Genomic DNA, 14,341 nt, shown 5'->3' with positions numbered 1-14,341 from the left:
CGCAGCTGGTGTGCGGCTTACGGTGTGGCTGTCATCTCCCGCGCCAGCATGGCCATCAGTTGCGCTGCCCCCATTTCCCGCGCCAGCGGCGCCCCTTGGCCAGCCCATTGCGCGGCGAAGTCGCTGTTGCCGTGCCGGCTGGCCAGCGCATTCAATTGCTTGGCGGCATCGTAGGCGACGGGATAATCGGCCGGCGGCGGGCTGCCCGGCGCTTCGCCATGGTCGATCAGCCGGTTCACCATGCCGCGCGCCAGGCGGCCCGAGAGGACGCTGGTCAGGCGCGTGCTTGCCGCCCGTGCGCTTTGCAGGTTGGCGCGGTAGCCCGCGTTGGCCGACGATTCCGGGCACAGCACGAACGCGGTGCCCAGCTGGGCTGCCGCGGCGCCCAGGTCCAGCGCGGCGCGGATGCCTTGTCCATCCATGATGCCGCCGGCCGCGATCAGGGGGAGAGCAGTGCGGCCCGCCAGCAGGCGCAGCAGCACGCTGGTGCTGTGGCGCTCGTCGGGCGCTTGCGGGTCGAACACGCCCCGGTGGCCGCCCGCTTCCACGCCTTGCGCCACGATGGCATCGACACCGGCCTGTTCGATCAGCGCCGCCTCGCGCAGATTGGTAGCTGTCGCCATCGTGTAGACGCCGGCCTGGCGCAGGGCGGCGATCTGCTGCCGCGCCGGCAAGCCGAAATGGAAGCTGACGACGGCGGGACGCTGTTCCAGCAACAGGGCGAACGCTGCCTCGTTGCCGAGAAACGTTTGGTAGATCTCGTCGAGTTCCGTAGGCACGGCCGCGCCCAGCTCCGCGAACAGGGGCGCCAGATGGGCCAGCCAGGCCGCTTCGCGCCGCGCATCGCGCACCGCCGGCGCATGGCAGAACACATTCACGTTGAAGGGGCGGTCCGTCAGCGCGCGGGTTTCCTCGATCATCTGGCGCGCCTGCGCCACGCTGCCGGCGCCGATGGCCAGCGAACCGAGGCCGCCCGCACCTGAGACGGCGGCCGCCATGCGCGGCGTGGAGACGCCCGCCATCGGCGCCTGGATGATGGGGTGCTGCAAGCCGAGACGGTCGAGGAAGCGCTGGATTGAAGTCATGATGTTTCCTTCATCAAGTTGAGGATGTCGCATTCAATTCTTATTTTGAGAATATAATAGCATGATAATTCTTAAAGCGAGAACATGATGGACATGGAATCCCTGACGATTTTCTGTGCCGTGGCGAGTGAACTGAGCGTCACCCAGGCCGCGGCCCGGCTGGGCCGCGCGCCGTCCAGCGTCACCACGCGCATCCAGCAGCTGGAAGCCGATATCGGCGCGGAACTGTTCGTGCGTACCAATAAACGCATGGCCCTGACGGCGGCGGGCGAACGCTTTCTCGAGTATGCGCAGCGTTTGCTGGCGCTGGCGGACGAAGCCCGCCACGTCGTCACGGGCGGGCGCGAGGGCGGCACCTTGCGCGTCGGCAGCATGGAAAGCACGGCGGCCAGCCGCTTGCCGGCCTTGCTGGCCGCGTATCACGCGCGCCATCCGGACACGCGCCTGGCGCTGAGCACGGGGCCGTCGCGCCCCCTGATCGAGCAGGTGCGCACGGGTCTGCTCGACTGCGCTTTTGTCGCCTTGCCGCCAGCGTTCGGCGGCGCCGCCGCCTTGGCGGAGCTGGGCCTGGCATCGACGGCCGTGTGGCGCGAGGAACTGTGTCTGCTGCTGCCGGCCAGCGAAGGGCAGGCGCGGCGCCCCGCGGACGTGCGCACGCGCTCGCTGGCGGCGTTCCCGCAAGGCTGCACCTACCGCGGCATCGCCGAAGAAGTGCTGGGCGTGGCCGGCAGCACGCAGTGGCGGGTGCAGGAGCTGAGTTCGTATCACACCATGATCGCTTGCGTGGCGGCCGGCGCCTGCGTGACCGTGCTGCCGGCCAGCGTGCTGGCGTTGGCGGATGCGCCGGCCACTCTGAAAACACTGTCAGTTGGGCAAGCCGACACGGTGCTCGTGTGGAGAGTCGGATTCGACGTGCCCGCGTTTCAGCACTTGCTGGCGCGGCTCGGCGAGGCGGCGCCGTGAGCGCGCCGGCCAGGCTGGGCGCGGCCATCGCCGCAGCGGCCATCCTCGCCATCGGCATGGGCTTCGGCCGCTTCGCCTTCACGGCCATCTACCCGCACATGGTCAAGGAAGGCGTCCTGAGCTTGCGCGACGGCAGCCTGGCCGCCTCGGCCAACTATGCCGGCTACTTGCTGGGCGCCATCCTGGCCATGCGCGCGCGGGCGCCTGGCGCGCACCGGCTGTGCCTGTGGTCCGTGGCCGGCACGGCGCTGTGCCTGGGCGTGCTGGCCTTGCCGATGCCCGTCTGGCTCATCGTGACGGTGCGGGGCGCGGCGGGCGTCTTCAGCGCCCTGGCCATGGTGGCCGCCTCGCTGTGGCTGCTGGTGCAGCGCGGGCAGGCGCGCGGCGCGCCGCTGCTGTACGCGGGCGTGGGCGCCGGCATCGCCGTGTCGGCCGAATTGCTGGTGCTGGCCTCGCACCTGGGCTGGCACAGCGCCGGCATGTGGCTGCTGCTGGCCGGCGTCACCGTGCTGGCGGGGCTGGCGGCCGCGCCCGCGATTGCCGCCGGCGGCCTGGCGACCCCGGATGCGCCGCCAGCCGCCGCGCCGGCGCTGGCACCCGTGGCGCCGTGGCCGCTGGTGCTGATCTACGGATTGGCAGGGCTCGGCTACATCGTTACGGCCACGTATTTGCCCGTGCTGGTGGGCGCGGCCTTGCCCGGGCTCAATTCGGCCCACGTGTGGGCCGTGTTCGGCCTCGGTGCGGCGCCTTCGTGCTTCCTGTGGCACCGGCTGCACGGGCGCCTGGGCACGCGCCAGGCGCTGCGGCTCAATTTGCTGTTTCAGGCGCTGGGCGTGGCCTTGCCCGTGCTGGCGCCCTCGGCCGCCGGCTACCTGCTCAGCGCCATCCTCGTCGGCGGCACGTTCGTCGGCACGGTCACGATCGCCATGCCGGCCGCGCAGCGGGCCGCCGTCAAGGCGGGGACCAACATGACGGCCATCATGACGCTGGTGTATGGCGTGGGCCAGATCATCGGCCCGGTGCTGGCGGGCAGCCTGTATGCGCAGTCGCACAGTTTCAACAGTTCGCTGCTGGCGGCCGCCGGCGCGCTGCTGCTGGCCATTGCCGCGAGCTTGCGCCTGTAAATCCTTTTCAATCCGCTCGCTGACGCATCTCAGCAGCGCCCCCGGCCTGACATTCTCGAATCATTTTAGGACTGTTCTGATTTCGTTCAAGAAACTCCGTTGCTAGACTTCAATAAGTCACCGGACCCCGCCAGCCAATATGCGCGTGGCAAGCCCGGTCCCTGATCTCCCTTATTTGAAAGTAGCGGTAATGACAAAGCAAATACAACAGCATCCGCAGCAGCATTCGGCACGCATGACGGGCTTGCGCAATCGCCTCCCCCGGAGTGGGGCGAACAGCTTTCGCAGCGCCGACCTGCTCGACGTGCTCATCGATTTCCTGGGATTGAAGAATGATGCGGCCCTGGGGCGCGAGCTGCGGGTGTCGGCTCCCATCCTTTCCAAAATCCGGCATGGGGCATTGCCCGTCAGCGCCGCCATACTCATACGCATGCACGAAGTGAGCGGGCTGAGTATTCTTGAACTGCGGGCATGCATGGGCGATCATCGCGCCAATTTCGGCATGTTCGACGAGGGCGAAAGAAAATAGGAGGCTTGCCGCCCGCCATCCTACTGGCGCGCGGCGGCTCCTCTGGTAGCAGACCCAAGCCTTGTCTCTCCATATGACCTAACCCTAGGAAAAATGCCGTGAAAACCATCAGTTCCCTCATGCGTAGCGAATTTCATTCCCTGCGCGTGCTGACCTTGACGCCTGATTCGGAGGAGGGCGCACGCTGGCTGGGCTCGATGCTGAATACCATCGATATTGCCAATGTAAAAAATGTCCGGGCCTTGAGCATGGTGCCCGCGCTCCTGCGCGAAGGGGATATCGACGTGATCGTCGCGGATGTCGCGCATGGTGGACTGATGCTCCCCAGTTTGCTGAAGACGCTCGATGCGGCGACCCCGATGCCGCGTTTCCCGCGTATTTTATGGGTGGGGCAGCCACCGCCCGTCAATCTGCTGCCTGCGCCATGGCCGGCCCTGGCGGAGCCCCCGGCAGTCCGCCGCGTCGGCGGCCTGCCGGTGACGGCCTTGCTGGCGCATGCACGCCTGGCGCACCGGGCCGGCATCAATGTCGGCATGGTGTATGGTGGCGGCAAGGCCGCATTCACCGAGGCCTTGCGCGATTTGCTGCTGGCGCCGTCGAACAACCGGCATGCATCGTGCTCCGCCCCCGCCGATGCTCCCACCGAGGTCGATGTGATCGAGGCGTTGACGACAGGAAAGAACCTGCGCATGATGCTGCAGCCGCAATTTGATTTGCGCACGCGGCGCATCATCGGTGCCGAGGCGCTGCTGCGGTGGCGCCTTCCCGGCGTAGGCGAAGTGCCGCCGTCCGTGCTGATTCCGATGGTCGACCGCCTTGGCCTGCATCTGCTGCTGTTCAGCTATATCGAAACGCGCGTTATCGATGTATTGCTTGTGCTCAAGAGCCGCCAGGTGGCGCTGCCCATCGCCTTGAATGCCTCGGCCGAAACCGTGTGCACGCCCGGTCTGGCGCAGCGGCTGGCCGAGAAAATGCAGCGGGCGGGCCTGTCGCCGCACTTGCTGAAAATTGAACTGACCGGCGATCTGCCGGTCGCCGATGAACTGCTCCTGTCTGCATCGCTCAATACACTGCGGGCAAAAGGCTTCCCCGTTTCGCTCGATGATTTTGGACAAGGCACATCGACCCTGAATCTCCTGGCAAAAATGTCTTTCGATGAGGTCAAGATCGATGGGGCGTTTGTGCGCGACATGAAAACCAGCGCTTCCGCCCAGGCCGTGATTGCCGCGACGGTGAGCCTGGCGCGGCTGATGAATCTGAAGGTAGTGGCGGAAGGGATCGAAGAGGCGTCATGTATCGAGGCACTGGCCTGCCTTGGCTGCCCTACGGGGCAAGGCTATGCATTGGCGCGTCCCATGGAACTGCGCGATTTTTTTAACAGCGTCAGCAACAAGGAGTGAAATGGCTGTAAAGTTAATATAAAGATAATTCTCTTGATCATTTATCTGTTGTATGGCGAATCGGAGCATTTTTGTTGCACAAGGGCACTTATGTTGATAAATAACATCTTGGATGGCGCTAATGGCGCAAATAGGAGTAATCTCATCAAAGGAAATCCTTCCCATGCAGTGCCTGCTCCTAGCCCCTGCCTATGAAACACTTACGTATTGCCTTGCTCGATGATCACGCGGTGGTGCGGCATGGCCTCGTCGCCCGCCTTACGGCTGAACCCGATATTGACGTCGTGGGTGCTTACAGTACCAGCCGCCAACTGATGGCCGGGCTGATCCGGGCCCCGGCAGACGTCCTGTTGCTCGACTATGCGCTGGGTCCGGACGAACTCGATGGCGTGTCGCTGATCCGCGCACTGCGCGCCAAATTCCCCGATTGCCCGATACTCGTATTGTCCACGCACCATGAGCCGGCCACGGTGGCGCTGGCCTTGCGCGTCGGCGCCCGCGGTTTCGTCGGCAAGGGCGAGGACATGGCGGAGCTGGTCAAGGCATTGCGCAAGGTGGTGTCCGGCGCCGTGTATCTGAGTGCCGAGATGTCCTACCGGGTGGCGGAAGCCAGCACCACCTTCGATGCGCGGGAAGGCGATGACGGCGCGGACGCGCTGCTGCTGGGCGCGGCATTGTCGGCGCGCGAGCGCGAGGTGATCCGCTGCTATCTGGCGGGCATGACGGTGACGGAAATCGCGGAAAAATTCAAGCGCAGCATCAAGACCATCAGCTCGCAAAAGACCACCGCCTTCCGCAAGCTGGGCGTGACGTCGAATAATGAACTGTTCAAGATCCGGCATAGCATAGGGGACGCATGAGGCGCTGGCGAGCTGGCGTCGCCGCGTTCCTGCTGGCCGCCTGCTGCATGGCGGCGCAGGGACAGGAGGGGACCTATCCGCTCAGCGCCGCGGAACAAGCCTGGGTGCGCGCGCATCCTGTGCTGAAGCTGGGCATGATGCAGAACCGTCCACCATTCGAAACCATCCAGCGCGGGGCGATCGGGGTTGGCATCGGCCCGGATTACATGAAAGTCATTGAGCGGCATAGCGGCCTGACCTTTGACATAGTGACCTTGGCCGACACGGACAGCGGCTTTGTCCTGTTGCGAGAAAGTAGGGTCGATTGTCTTCCCACGGTGCGCAGTATCGGCACACCGCCCAAGGTGCCCGGTGTCAGCTACAGCTTGCCTTACCTCTCGACCAAGGCTATCGCCGTCACGCGTGGACAGGTTGGCACCGTTGCCGATGGCATCGCATTCGATGGCAAGACAGTGGTGCTGCCGGCCGCGGAAGCTGGCCTGTTCGGTCCCTTTCTGCGCCAGCGCTACGACGGCATGCGCATCGTCGTCAGCCCCACCATGCGGCAGGCGCTGGCGCTGCTGTCGAAGGGCGGCGCCGATGTCGCCATCGGCAGCAAGGCGCAGCTGTTACCGGATTTGATGCGCGAGGAAGGCGCTGACCTGCATTTTACGGAACTGCCCGTGGCGATGACGTCCGACGTACGCATGGCGCTGCGCGACAGCGACCCCATGCTGGTGTCGATCGTAAACAAGTCGCTGGCCGCGATGACCCCGGCCCAAATCAGGCTGGTACGCCAGGATTGGCTGGGGGGAGAGGCCGGTAATCACTCGAACATGCTGTTCGCGGTGGACCACTTTGGCGAGCATGTGGGCCTGGCGGCCGCTTTGCTGCTGATCCTGGCGGGCCTGGCGTATCAGGCCTACAGCGCGCACCGGCGGGCCTTGCGCAACGAGCGCCGGGCGGCCATGTTCCTGGCCGTGATGAGCCATGAAATCCGCTCGCCCATGAATGCCGTGCTGGCCGCGGTGGAGTTGCTGCGCTCCACGCCCATGAATGCGGAGCAGCGTCACTTTGTCGACCTGGCCAGCAACGGCGGGAACATCCTGCTGCGTTTGCTTGACGACGTGCTCGACGTCTCCAAGCTGGAGGCGGGACAGCTCACGCTCAGCCTTGATCCGGTAGATGTCGCAGCTTTGGCCAGCGATGTGGCGGCCCTGCAGCAGCTGCGGGCGCGCGAGAAGGGCATTACGCTCGATGTGACGGCGCACCAGACCGTGCCGCGGCTGATGCTGGACGAGGCCAGGCTGCTGCAGGTGCTGCACAATCTGGTGTCGAACGCCATCAAATTTACGGCGACAGGCGGCGTCGAGATACAGATCGCCATGCTGGATGAGGGAACGGAGCAGGCGCGGCTGGAAATTGCCGTTGCCGATACGGGCATCGGCATCGGCACCGCCATGCAGGCAACACTGTTCCGGCCGTATGTGCAGGTGGAGGGCACCTACAAGCGCTCGGGCGGTACCGGCTTGGGCCTGGTCATTTGCCGCGAACTGGTGAATCTGATGCAGGGCACGATCACCATCGACAGCGAGATGGGCAGGGGCACGCGCATGGTGATTTCCTTGCCTGTGGCGTTGGCGACCGGGTCGCCTCCGGCGGTGGATGTAGCTGTTGCCCGGCCCGGTCCGGCGGGCGGCATGGCGGCGCAGCGCCTCTCCATTCTGGTGGTCGAGGATGTGCCGGCCAACCAGGCCGTGTTGCGGGCCCAGCTTGCCAGCCTCGGCTGCGATGCGGATATTGCCGAGAATGGCGCCAGCGCATTGGCTTGCTTCAGCCTGCGCGAATATGACCTGGTACTGATGGATTGCGACTTGCCTGACATCGACGGCTACAGCCTGACGGTTGAGTGGCGCAGGCGTGAAGCGGACCTGGAACAGGCGCGCTGCCCGGTGATCGCGATTTCCGCCTCGACGGGAACGGATCATGCCGAACGCTGCTTCGAGGCTGGCATGGATGGCATATTGAGCAAGCCGATCCGTTTGGCGAAACTGCAGGATATCGTCGAACTGTGGTGCGACGTGACGCTGGTGCTGCAAGCGCCGCCGATGGAGTCCCTGGCGGTATTTGATATGCCGCAAGTGCGCGCCGCGTTCGCCAACGATATGGATGAGTTGCTGCAGGCCATGGCCATGCATGAACATGATACCGCCTTGCGCGCCGCGCACCGCCTGCATGGCGCGGCCCTGGCCATGCAATGGGCAGAGATGGCGCAGCCGGCGGGGAAGCTGGAAAGCCTGTTGCGCAGCGTGGCGGAGTCGACCGATGCGTGTTGCAGTCAGCCCCTGCAGGAAGTCGTGGCAGCCTGGCGTACCCGTGACCAGCATTGATTTCAATCGAAAGGAGCATCATGTTGCGTAGGATGAACAAGAATAAGAAAGAGGCAATGGGGATGCTGGCGTTGATGTTGCCGACCACCTTGCTGTTCCTGGTGCTGTCCGGCATGGATCCGACGACATTGCCGTCGGCATCCCGGCCCTTGCCATTCGGCTTGCCTGCAACGCTCGGCAATTTGCCGATAGCCGCCGCGATCCTTTACATCAGCATGGGGTTGACGGGGCTGGTGCTGGCACTTCTGCCGGCAACCCTGTCGCGCAAGAAAACCTTGCTGTCCGGATTCCTGCTGCTGGCGCTGGCGGCGTTCATGGGCCTGTTTTCCCGTTCGCCATTTGAGCTGTGCTGCTGGAGCTTGCTGGGCGGCATCGGATGTACGATGAATATCTGTGCCTGGATCAGTATCGGGGTCACATATTTTCCGCGCCATTGCGCGCTGGTGGTGGGGCTCATGAATTGCCTTGCCGTGGCCAGTAGCATCGTCGCCGCCAAACTCAGTGCCATTCAGCATGCCTTCAATGAACAGGGGAAACTGCCCCTGTTACCGGCCATGGCCGGCATGCTCATCCTGATTCTTCTGTATATCCTGATCTGGCATTTTTTTCAGCAAATCAGCGCCGCCGGCGAGCGGCGGTTCATCCGTCCTGAAGCCAAAAGTCCGGTGGGGTCGGTCTGGTCACGCGGCCCGCTGCTGCTGTTTTTGACCGCCTTCTGCATGCCATTAAGTACTGCCAACTTTGACTACCTTTACAGCACCTACCTGCGCGAGATACTGGAATTGCCCATCAAGACGGCGCAGATGGCGATGGGCATTGCCGGGATTTCAACCTTGCTGTCGCCGCTGGCCGGGTGGCTGGGGGACCGTTATGGCGCCATGAAAACGCTGTTGCTGACGCTGCCCGTCACGGCGGCTGTCGGCGGCCTGATATTTTTGGGATGGCGTATGCCCTTGAGTGTCCTCACTTTCCAGGTGTTTCTGATGGGACTGGGCCTGACTGCGGTGTTCTATGTCAATATGCTGGCGGCCCTGATTCAATCGGTGGCGCCCATGCAGAACATGCGGGCTGCGGGTTTATTCTACTGCGCGTTCAACCTGGGCATTCCTGTCACGGGTGTCCTTTTTGCCTACCTGAGAGAGATGCTTGGGTGGACGGCGTTGGTTTTGGTGCAACTTGTCTTCCCCCTGGTGCTGGCGACCGTTCTCGTCTGGCTGGCGCAGAGAATACTGACGCCGGCCGACAAGGCTGTGCTTCCGGGCTGATTGGCCAGCAGCCACCCGCATCGAAGCACCGCCTTGCAGGCGCTCTTGCACCCACCTGTACGCCCGGTAATACCGGGCGTTCGCCTGTCTTGCAGCGCCATCCTCCTGGCTTTTATCCTCGCATTACCTCCCCATTCGGTCTAACCCTGCCGCAACTACAGCTTGCTTGCGTCTTGCGTGTGTGCTGTCGCAGATTCGTATAAAAGCACGTCACATCCGACGACGCGGATTTTTAAGACCATTCTCATATCGACAACTGTCGCGGCTCTGTAAAGTACGAATCTGCATCAACAGCCGCGTTCCTACATTAACTGGCGCGCATTTACCTTTATCTTTCAGGAGTAGTCTCAATGAAATCCCAAGCCCGTATCTTCGCCGTTCTGCTGGCCGCCGCTGCAACCCAATCCGCTTTCGCTTCCGATGGCACGATCAATTTCGAAGGTGAACTGCTCGATTCGACTTGTACCGTTACTGTCAACGGTGTGGTTGGCCCTGCGCCTGCGACCGTGACATTGCCAAAAGTGTCGGCTGCCCAGCTGAAAAAGGCTACAGACGTTGCAGGCCAGACAGGTTTTAATATTACGCTGAGTGCGTGTACCGGTACCACCACCAAGGCTGCCGCATTTTTCGAATCGGGTAGCGGTGTTAACCCACTGACCGCCAATGTGAAAAATAGCGACCTCAGCCCTAAGGGCGCCAAGTTTGTGGAACTGCAACTGGTCGATGCCACTAACGGTAATGTGATCAAGGCTGGTGATTTCTCGCAAACTGCGAATACCTCCAAGGTCACGAAGAACGCTGCCGGCAATACGATTTTGCCGTATGCCGTGCAATACATCTCCACCGGCGTTGCCAGCGCCGGTCTGGTTAAGGGTGCCGTTACCTATTCCATCACTTACGAGTAATTTGCTCGCCAGGGAAGCACGTTCTCGCCGCTTTGGCGAGGGCGCGCTTCCAGCAACCATCCTGAGGTCTTCCATGTCCCCCTATCATTCATTGCAAAGATCGTTATTGCTCAGCCTGGCCTTGCTGTTTTGTTCTTCCTCAATGGCCAGCGTCGTGATCACGGGCACGCGGCAGATTTATCCGGCGAAGCAAAAAGAAATCACCATCAAGGTCAATAACGATGGCGCAGTGCCGGCGCTGGTCCAGACATGGATCGATGCTGGCGATGTCGCATCGACGCCCGCCACGTCCAAAGTACCTTTCGTGCTGACCCCGCCGCTGGCCCGCATCGATCCGGGAAAGGGGCAGAGTCTGCGCCTGATGTTTGTCGGTCCGGCTTTGCCTGCAACGAAAGAATCGGTGTTCTGGCTGAATATGCTGGAGATCCCACCCAAGTCTCAAGAGGCAGATGTGAACAGCCTGCAGATGGCGTTCCGCTCGCGCGTCAAGATTTTTTATCGCCCCGAAGGGCTCGCTGGCAATCCTGTCGACGCGATCGAACAAGTGCAATGGCGTGCCGTTCATGCCAGCAGTGGCAAGGGCTTTGCCCTGGAAGCATATAACCCGTCCGCCTTTCACGTATCGATGGCGTCGCTGTCGCTGGTGGCCGGCGCCCAGCGCAGTGAGAGTGATGGCGGCATGGTGGCGCCAGGCGAGACCAAACAATTTGCACTGCCCTCCCTGCATGCCTTTCCGGCCGCCGGCGCGCAGGTGGAATTTAACGCCATCAATGATTACGGTGTACCAGTGCCGACACGGCGTAGCCTTTCTGCGCCGGCCGCCCGGCCCGCTCCTTAAGGTTTGAATCATGAGTACTCATCGCCATGTCCGCTATTATCCTCAAGCAAAGCCTAGTCTGGGCGTCAATGCGCTCGTTGGCAGCATGCTCAAGGCGGTGGCGTTCAGTTCATGTGCCATGGTCATGCCAGCTGCGCATGCGGACGAGGTCGATTTCAATAGCGCGTTCCTGCCGGAAGGCTCGCGCAGCCTGGATCTCGCCATTTATCAGAAAGGCAATCCTGTCTTGCCGGGCACTTACCGCGCCGATATCGCCCTCAACGGCCAGCTGAATACGCGTCAGGATATCCGCATCAATGCCAACGATGACGGCAGCAATCCCGTCGTGTGCGTATCGCGCAAGATGCTTGAATTGCTGGGCGTGAATATGTCAATGCTGTCGCCGGAATCCATGACCTTGCTGGAGGAGGGGCAGTGTGTAGAATTGGGTAAACTGATAGCGAATGCCACGGCCGTGTTTTTGCCGGAGATGCAGCAGGTCAATATCAGCATTCCTCAGGCGTCGCTGCGGCGCAATGCGCGTGGTTATGTCAGCCCGGAGCTATGGGATAGCGGTGTCACTTCGGGCATGTTGGGTTACAACTTTAACAGCTATCACAATAGGAGTGGCGGTTCTTCATTCGACTCCGCCTATCTGGGCCTCAATGGCGGCTTCAATATGGGAAGCTGGCGTTTTCGCCATAATGGCGCACTCAGCTGGCAGCAGCAGCAGGGAGGCAGTCGTTATCAGGTGCTCGATACCTATGCGCGGCGCGACATTACGGCGCTGAAAAGCCAGCTGACCCTGGGTGATGCGAATACCAGCGGGGAGATTTTCGATACCTTATCCTTCCGGGGTGTGCAATTGGCCAGCGATGACCGCATGTTACCCAATTCCTTGCGCGGCTATGCGCCCGTGGTGCGCGGCATTGCCCGCACTAACGCTCGCGTGAGCATACGTCAGGCGGGCAATCTCTTGCTTGAAACGACGGTGGCGCCAGGCGCCTTTGTCATCGATGACATGTATGCCACGGGTTACGGTGGCGACTTGAACGTGACGGTGTCCGAAGCGGACGGTAGCGAACAGCGCTTTGTCGTGCCGTATGCGGCCGTCAGCCAGTTGCTGCGTCCGGGTTCGCTGCGTTTCAGCACGGCGGCTGGCGTAACGCGCAATAATTTCTTGAGTAAGCAGGCGCGCGTCCTGCAGGGGACTTTGCAGTATGGTTTGAACAATAGCCTGACGGGTTACGGTGGCTTGCAGGCCAGTGAGGACTATTTGTCCTTGCTCGGCGGCGTGGCCTTTGCATTACCGATAGGTGCCGTATCCATCGATCTGAGTCACGCGCAGACGAAACTTGCCGCAGACACGGCCAAGGGCCAAAGTCTGCGCTTGTCATACAGCAAGAATGTCTTGAGCACTGGCAGTAATTTTTCGATGGCTGCTTACCGCTTTTCCACCAGCGGCTATCTGGATTTTGCCAATGCTACGCAAATAATCGACGCCGAACGCAGGGGTTACGATTCCAATATGCAGTATAGGCCCCGCAACCGCGTGTCCTTGACCGCCGACCAGCGCCTGGGTGCGTGGGGGCAGGTCAGCATCAGTGGTTATGCACAGAATTACTGGAACCGGCCTGGCCAGGACTTGCAATACCAGCTCAGTTACAACAAGCAGGTGGGGCGCGTGAGCTACGGCATCAATGCCAATCGCAGCAAATTATCTTATGGCGGCATGGAAAGCAGGATACAACTGACCTTGAGCATGCCGCTGGGTGGCAATGACAGCCTGTCTGCTCCGCAAATGTCGGCGCAGGTATCGCGCGACACGGATGGTCGCTACAGCCAGCTGGCAACGCTGAGCGGCAGCGCGGGAGAAGAACGGCAATTTGGCTATGGCGCATCAGTGAGCCGCAATGGCAGCAGCACCAGCAGCTCCCTCAACGGCCAGTATACCGGGGCGCAGGCGATGGTTGGCGCCGCCGCGGGGCGCGGCACCGGCTATAGCAGTGCCTCGGTCAGCATGAGCGGCAGCGTGGTGGCCCATCCTGGTGGTGTGACCCTGACGCCACTGCGTGGCGAAACCATGGCCGTCGTGCATGCACCTGGTGCCGCCGGCGCCAAGGTGGCCGGCTATCCTGGCCTCAGGCTCGACGCCAGTGGCAATGCGGTCCTGCCCTATTTGCGTCCGTATGAATTGAATGAAGTGGCGATTGATCCGCAGGGCACGTCGATGGATGTCGAGCTGAGCGAAACAAGCCAGCAGGTGGCACCGCGCGATGGCGCTGTCGTGTTTTTGAAGTATGGCAGCAGCACGGGCCGCGCGATCCTGTTTCAGGTGCGTCTGGCCGGCGGCGACGCTCTGCCGTTTGGCGCCACCGTCAAGGATGAGCAAGGGCAGGTCGTGGGCATGGTGGGGCAGGATGGCCAGTTGTATGCGCGCCTGCAGGAAAACAATCGGCAACTGTCGATTTCCTGGGGCGGCAAGGCGCATGAGCGTTGCAGCATGCCCATCGCTGCTTCGCTGCTGCATGGCGAGGGCGGCAAGCTGCAGCAGGCCGATGCCGTGTGCGTGCCTGAACTCATCAATGCCAAGGCGGCGCCCGCCGGTGAACGCAGCGCCGAAGTGCTAGGCGGCACGCATACGGTCGATATTTTCGTCAATGGCCAGCGCATGGAACAGCGCGATGTGGCCTTCATGCCGGTGGCTGGAGAAAGCCGTCCCTCGCCGTGCATGAGTACGGTGGATTTGCAGGCGTATGGCGTGCAGCTGTCCAAAGAGCAGTTGCTGCTGCCGTGCCAACAGGTGCTGGCGTCGATTCCCGGCGCCAGCTGGACTCATGAGGCTGCCGTCCAGCGCCTCGATCTTCAGGTGCCGGCGGCATCGCTGGTGGCGCGCGCGCCACGCCAGGGCTTGCAACTGGCCGCTGTCGGCATCCAGAAGGAAGACACTGGCGTGAAAATCACGCAAAGGAAAAAACCATGAAAATTCGTACGATGGCTGGCCTGATGGCCGGGCTGCTGCTG

General features: G+C 62.3%; 11 protein-coding genes. 10 read left to right on the top strand and 1 reads right to left on the bottom strand.

The genetic code is table 11. The features are described 5' to 3' along the window. Nucleotides 1-17 precede the first annotated feature (17 nt). Entirely contained in the window at nucleotides 18-1,085 is a 1,068-nt protein-coding gene (locus AC0V2Y_RS27260; RefSeq protein ID WP_475417643.1) for an NAD(P)H-dependent flavin oxidoreductase, read from the bottom strand. Nucleotides 1,086-1,172: 87 nt separating this feature from the next. Here AC0V2Y_RS27260 and AC0V2Y_RS27255 point away from each other — a divergent pair, with 87 nt between their 5' ends. From AC0V2Y_RS27255 to AC0V2Y_RS27210, 10 genes are all read left to right on the top strand, one after another. Continuing rightward, the gene (locus tag AC0V2Y_RS27255) at nucleotides 1,173-2,048 is read left to right on the top strand and encodes a LysR substrate-binding domain-containing protein (protein ID WP_475417651.1); all 876 of its coding nucleotides are present in this window, start codon (nucleotides 1,173-1,175) and stop codon (nucleotides 2,046-2,048) included. Beyond that, nucleotides 2,045-3,172, top strand: a complete 1,128-nt coding sequence (locus AC0V2Y_RS27250; RefSeq protein ID WP_475417644.1) for a YbfB/YjiJ family MFS transporter — start codon at nucleotides 2,045-2,047, stop codon at nucleotides 3,170-3,172. Before AC0V2Y_RS27255 ends, AC0V2Y_RS27250 begins: the two co-directional genes overlap by 4 nt. Before the next feature lie 235 nt (nucleotides 3,173-3,407). Continuing rightward, a complete protein-coding gene (locus tag AC0V2Y_RS27245; RefSeq protein ID WP_475417645.1) occupies nucleotides 3,408-3,701 on the top strand; it encodes a hypothetical protein in 294 nt (97 codons plus the stop codon). Between the two features lie 98 nt (nucleotides 3,702-3,799). Further along, the gene (locus tag AC0V2Y_RS27240; protein WP_475417646.1) at nucleotides 3,800-5,101 is read left to right on the top strand and encodes an EAL domain-containing protein; all 1,302 of its coding nucleotides are present in this window, start codon (nucleotides 3,800-3,802) and stop codon (nucleotides 5,099-5,101) included. Nucleotides 5,102-5,292: 191 nt separating this feature from the next. Further along, complete coding sequence (locus tag AC0V2Y_RS27235; protein WP_077403532.1) at nucleotides 5,293-5,961, top strand: response regulator transcription factor; 669 nt, start codon at nucleotides 5,293-5,295, stop codon at nucleotides 5,959-5,961. Next, a complete protein-coding gene (locus tag AC0V2Y_RS27230; RefSeq protein WP_475417647.1) occupies nucleotides 5,958-8,330 on the top strand; it encodes an ATP-binding protein in 2,373 nt (790 codons plus the stop codon). Before AC0V2Y_RS27235 ends, AC0V2Y_RS27230 begins: the two co-directional genes overlap by 4 nt. A 32-nt stretch (nucleotides 8,331-8,362) precedes the next feature. Further along, on the top strand, nucleotides 8,363-9,595 hold the full coding sequence (locus tag AC0V2Y_RS27225) for an MFS transporter (protein ID WP_475417648.1): 1,233 nt from the start codon (nucleotides 8,363-8,365) through the stop codon (nucleotides 9,593-9,595). Nucleotides 9,596-9,945: 350 nt separating this feature from the next. Next, the gene (locus AC0V2Y_RS27220) at nucleotides 9,946-10,500 is read left to right on the top strand and encodes a fimbrial protein (RefSeq protein ID WP_230521854.1); all 555 of its coding nucleotides are present in this window, start codon (nucleotides 9,946-9,948) and stop codon (nucleotides 10,498-10,500) included. A 73-nt stretch (nucleotides 10,501-10,573) separates the two neighbouring features. After that, nucleotides 10,574-11,338: a fimbrial biogenesis chaperone gene (locus AC0V2Y_RS27215; RefSeq protein ID WP_475417649.1), complete on the top strand. Its 765-nt coding sequence runs from the start codon at nucleotides 10,574-10,576 to the stop codon at nucleotides 11,336-11,338. A 124-nt stretch (nucleotides 11,339-11,462) separates the two neighbouring features. Further along, nucleotides 11,463-14,300, top strand: coding sequence for a fimbria/pilus outer membrane usher protein (locus AC0V2Y_RS27210; protein WP_475418411.1), 2,838 nt, complete (start codon nucleotides 11,463-11,465; stop codon nucleotides 14,298-14,300). Nucleotides 14,301-14,341 lie beyond the last annotated feature (41 nt).

Source organism: Janthinobacterium sp. BHSEK (genome assembly GCF_056174685.1).
This window is presented reverse-complemented; position numbering and strand designations above follow the sequence as displayed.

What these genes read in the sequence shown, in the direction of transcription:
- AC0V2Y_RS27235 (WP_077403532.1), top strand. Translation starts at nt 5,293, where the DNA reads ATGAAACACTTACGTATTGCCTTGCTCGATGATCACGCGGTGGTGCGG.
- AC0V2Y_RS27210 (WP_475418411.1), top strand. Translation starts at nt 11,463, where the DNA reads ATGCCAGCTGCGCATGCGGACGAGGTCGATTTCAATAGCGCGTTCCTG.
- AC0V2Y_RS27245 (WP_475417645.1), top strand. Translation starts at nt 3,408, where the DNA reads ATGACGGGCTTGCGCAATCGCCTCCCCCGGAGTGGGGCGAACAGCTTT.
- AC0V2Y_RS27230 (WP_475417647.1), top strand. Translation starts at nt 5,958, where the DNA reads ATGAGGCGCTGGCGAGCTGGCGTCGCCGCGTTCCTGCTGGCCGCCTGC.
- AC0V2Y_RS27225 (WP_475417648.1), top strand. Translation starts at nt 8,363, where the DNA reads ATGAACAAGAATAAGAAAGAGGCAATGGGGATGCTGGCGTTGATGTTG.
- AC0V2Y_RS27255 (WP_475417651.1), top strand. Translation starts at nt 1,173, where the DNA reads ATGGACATGGAATCCCTGACGATTTTCTGTGCCGTGGCGAGTGAACTG.
- AC0V2Y_RS27220 (WP_230521854.1), top strand. Translation starts at nt 9,946, where the DNA reads ATGAAATCCCAAGCCCGTATCTTCGCCGTTCTGCTGGCCGCCGCTGCA.
- AC0V2Y_RS27215 (WP_475417649.1), top strand. Translation starts at nt 10,574, where the DNA reads ATGTCCCCCTATCATTCATTGCAAAGATCGTTATTGCTCAGCCTGGCC.
- AC0V2Y_RS27260 (WP_475417643.1), bottom strand. Translation starts at nt 1,085, where the DNA reads ATGACTTCAATCCAGCGCTTCCTCGACCGTCTCGGCTTGCAGCACCCC.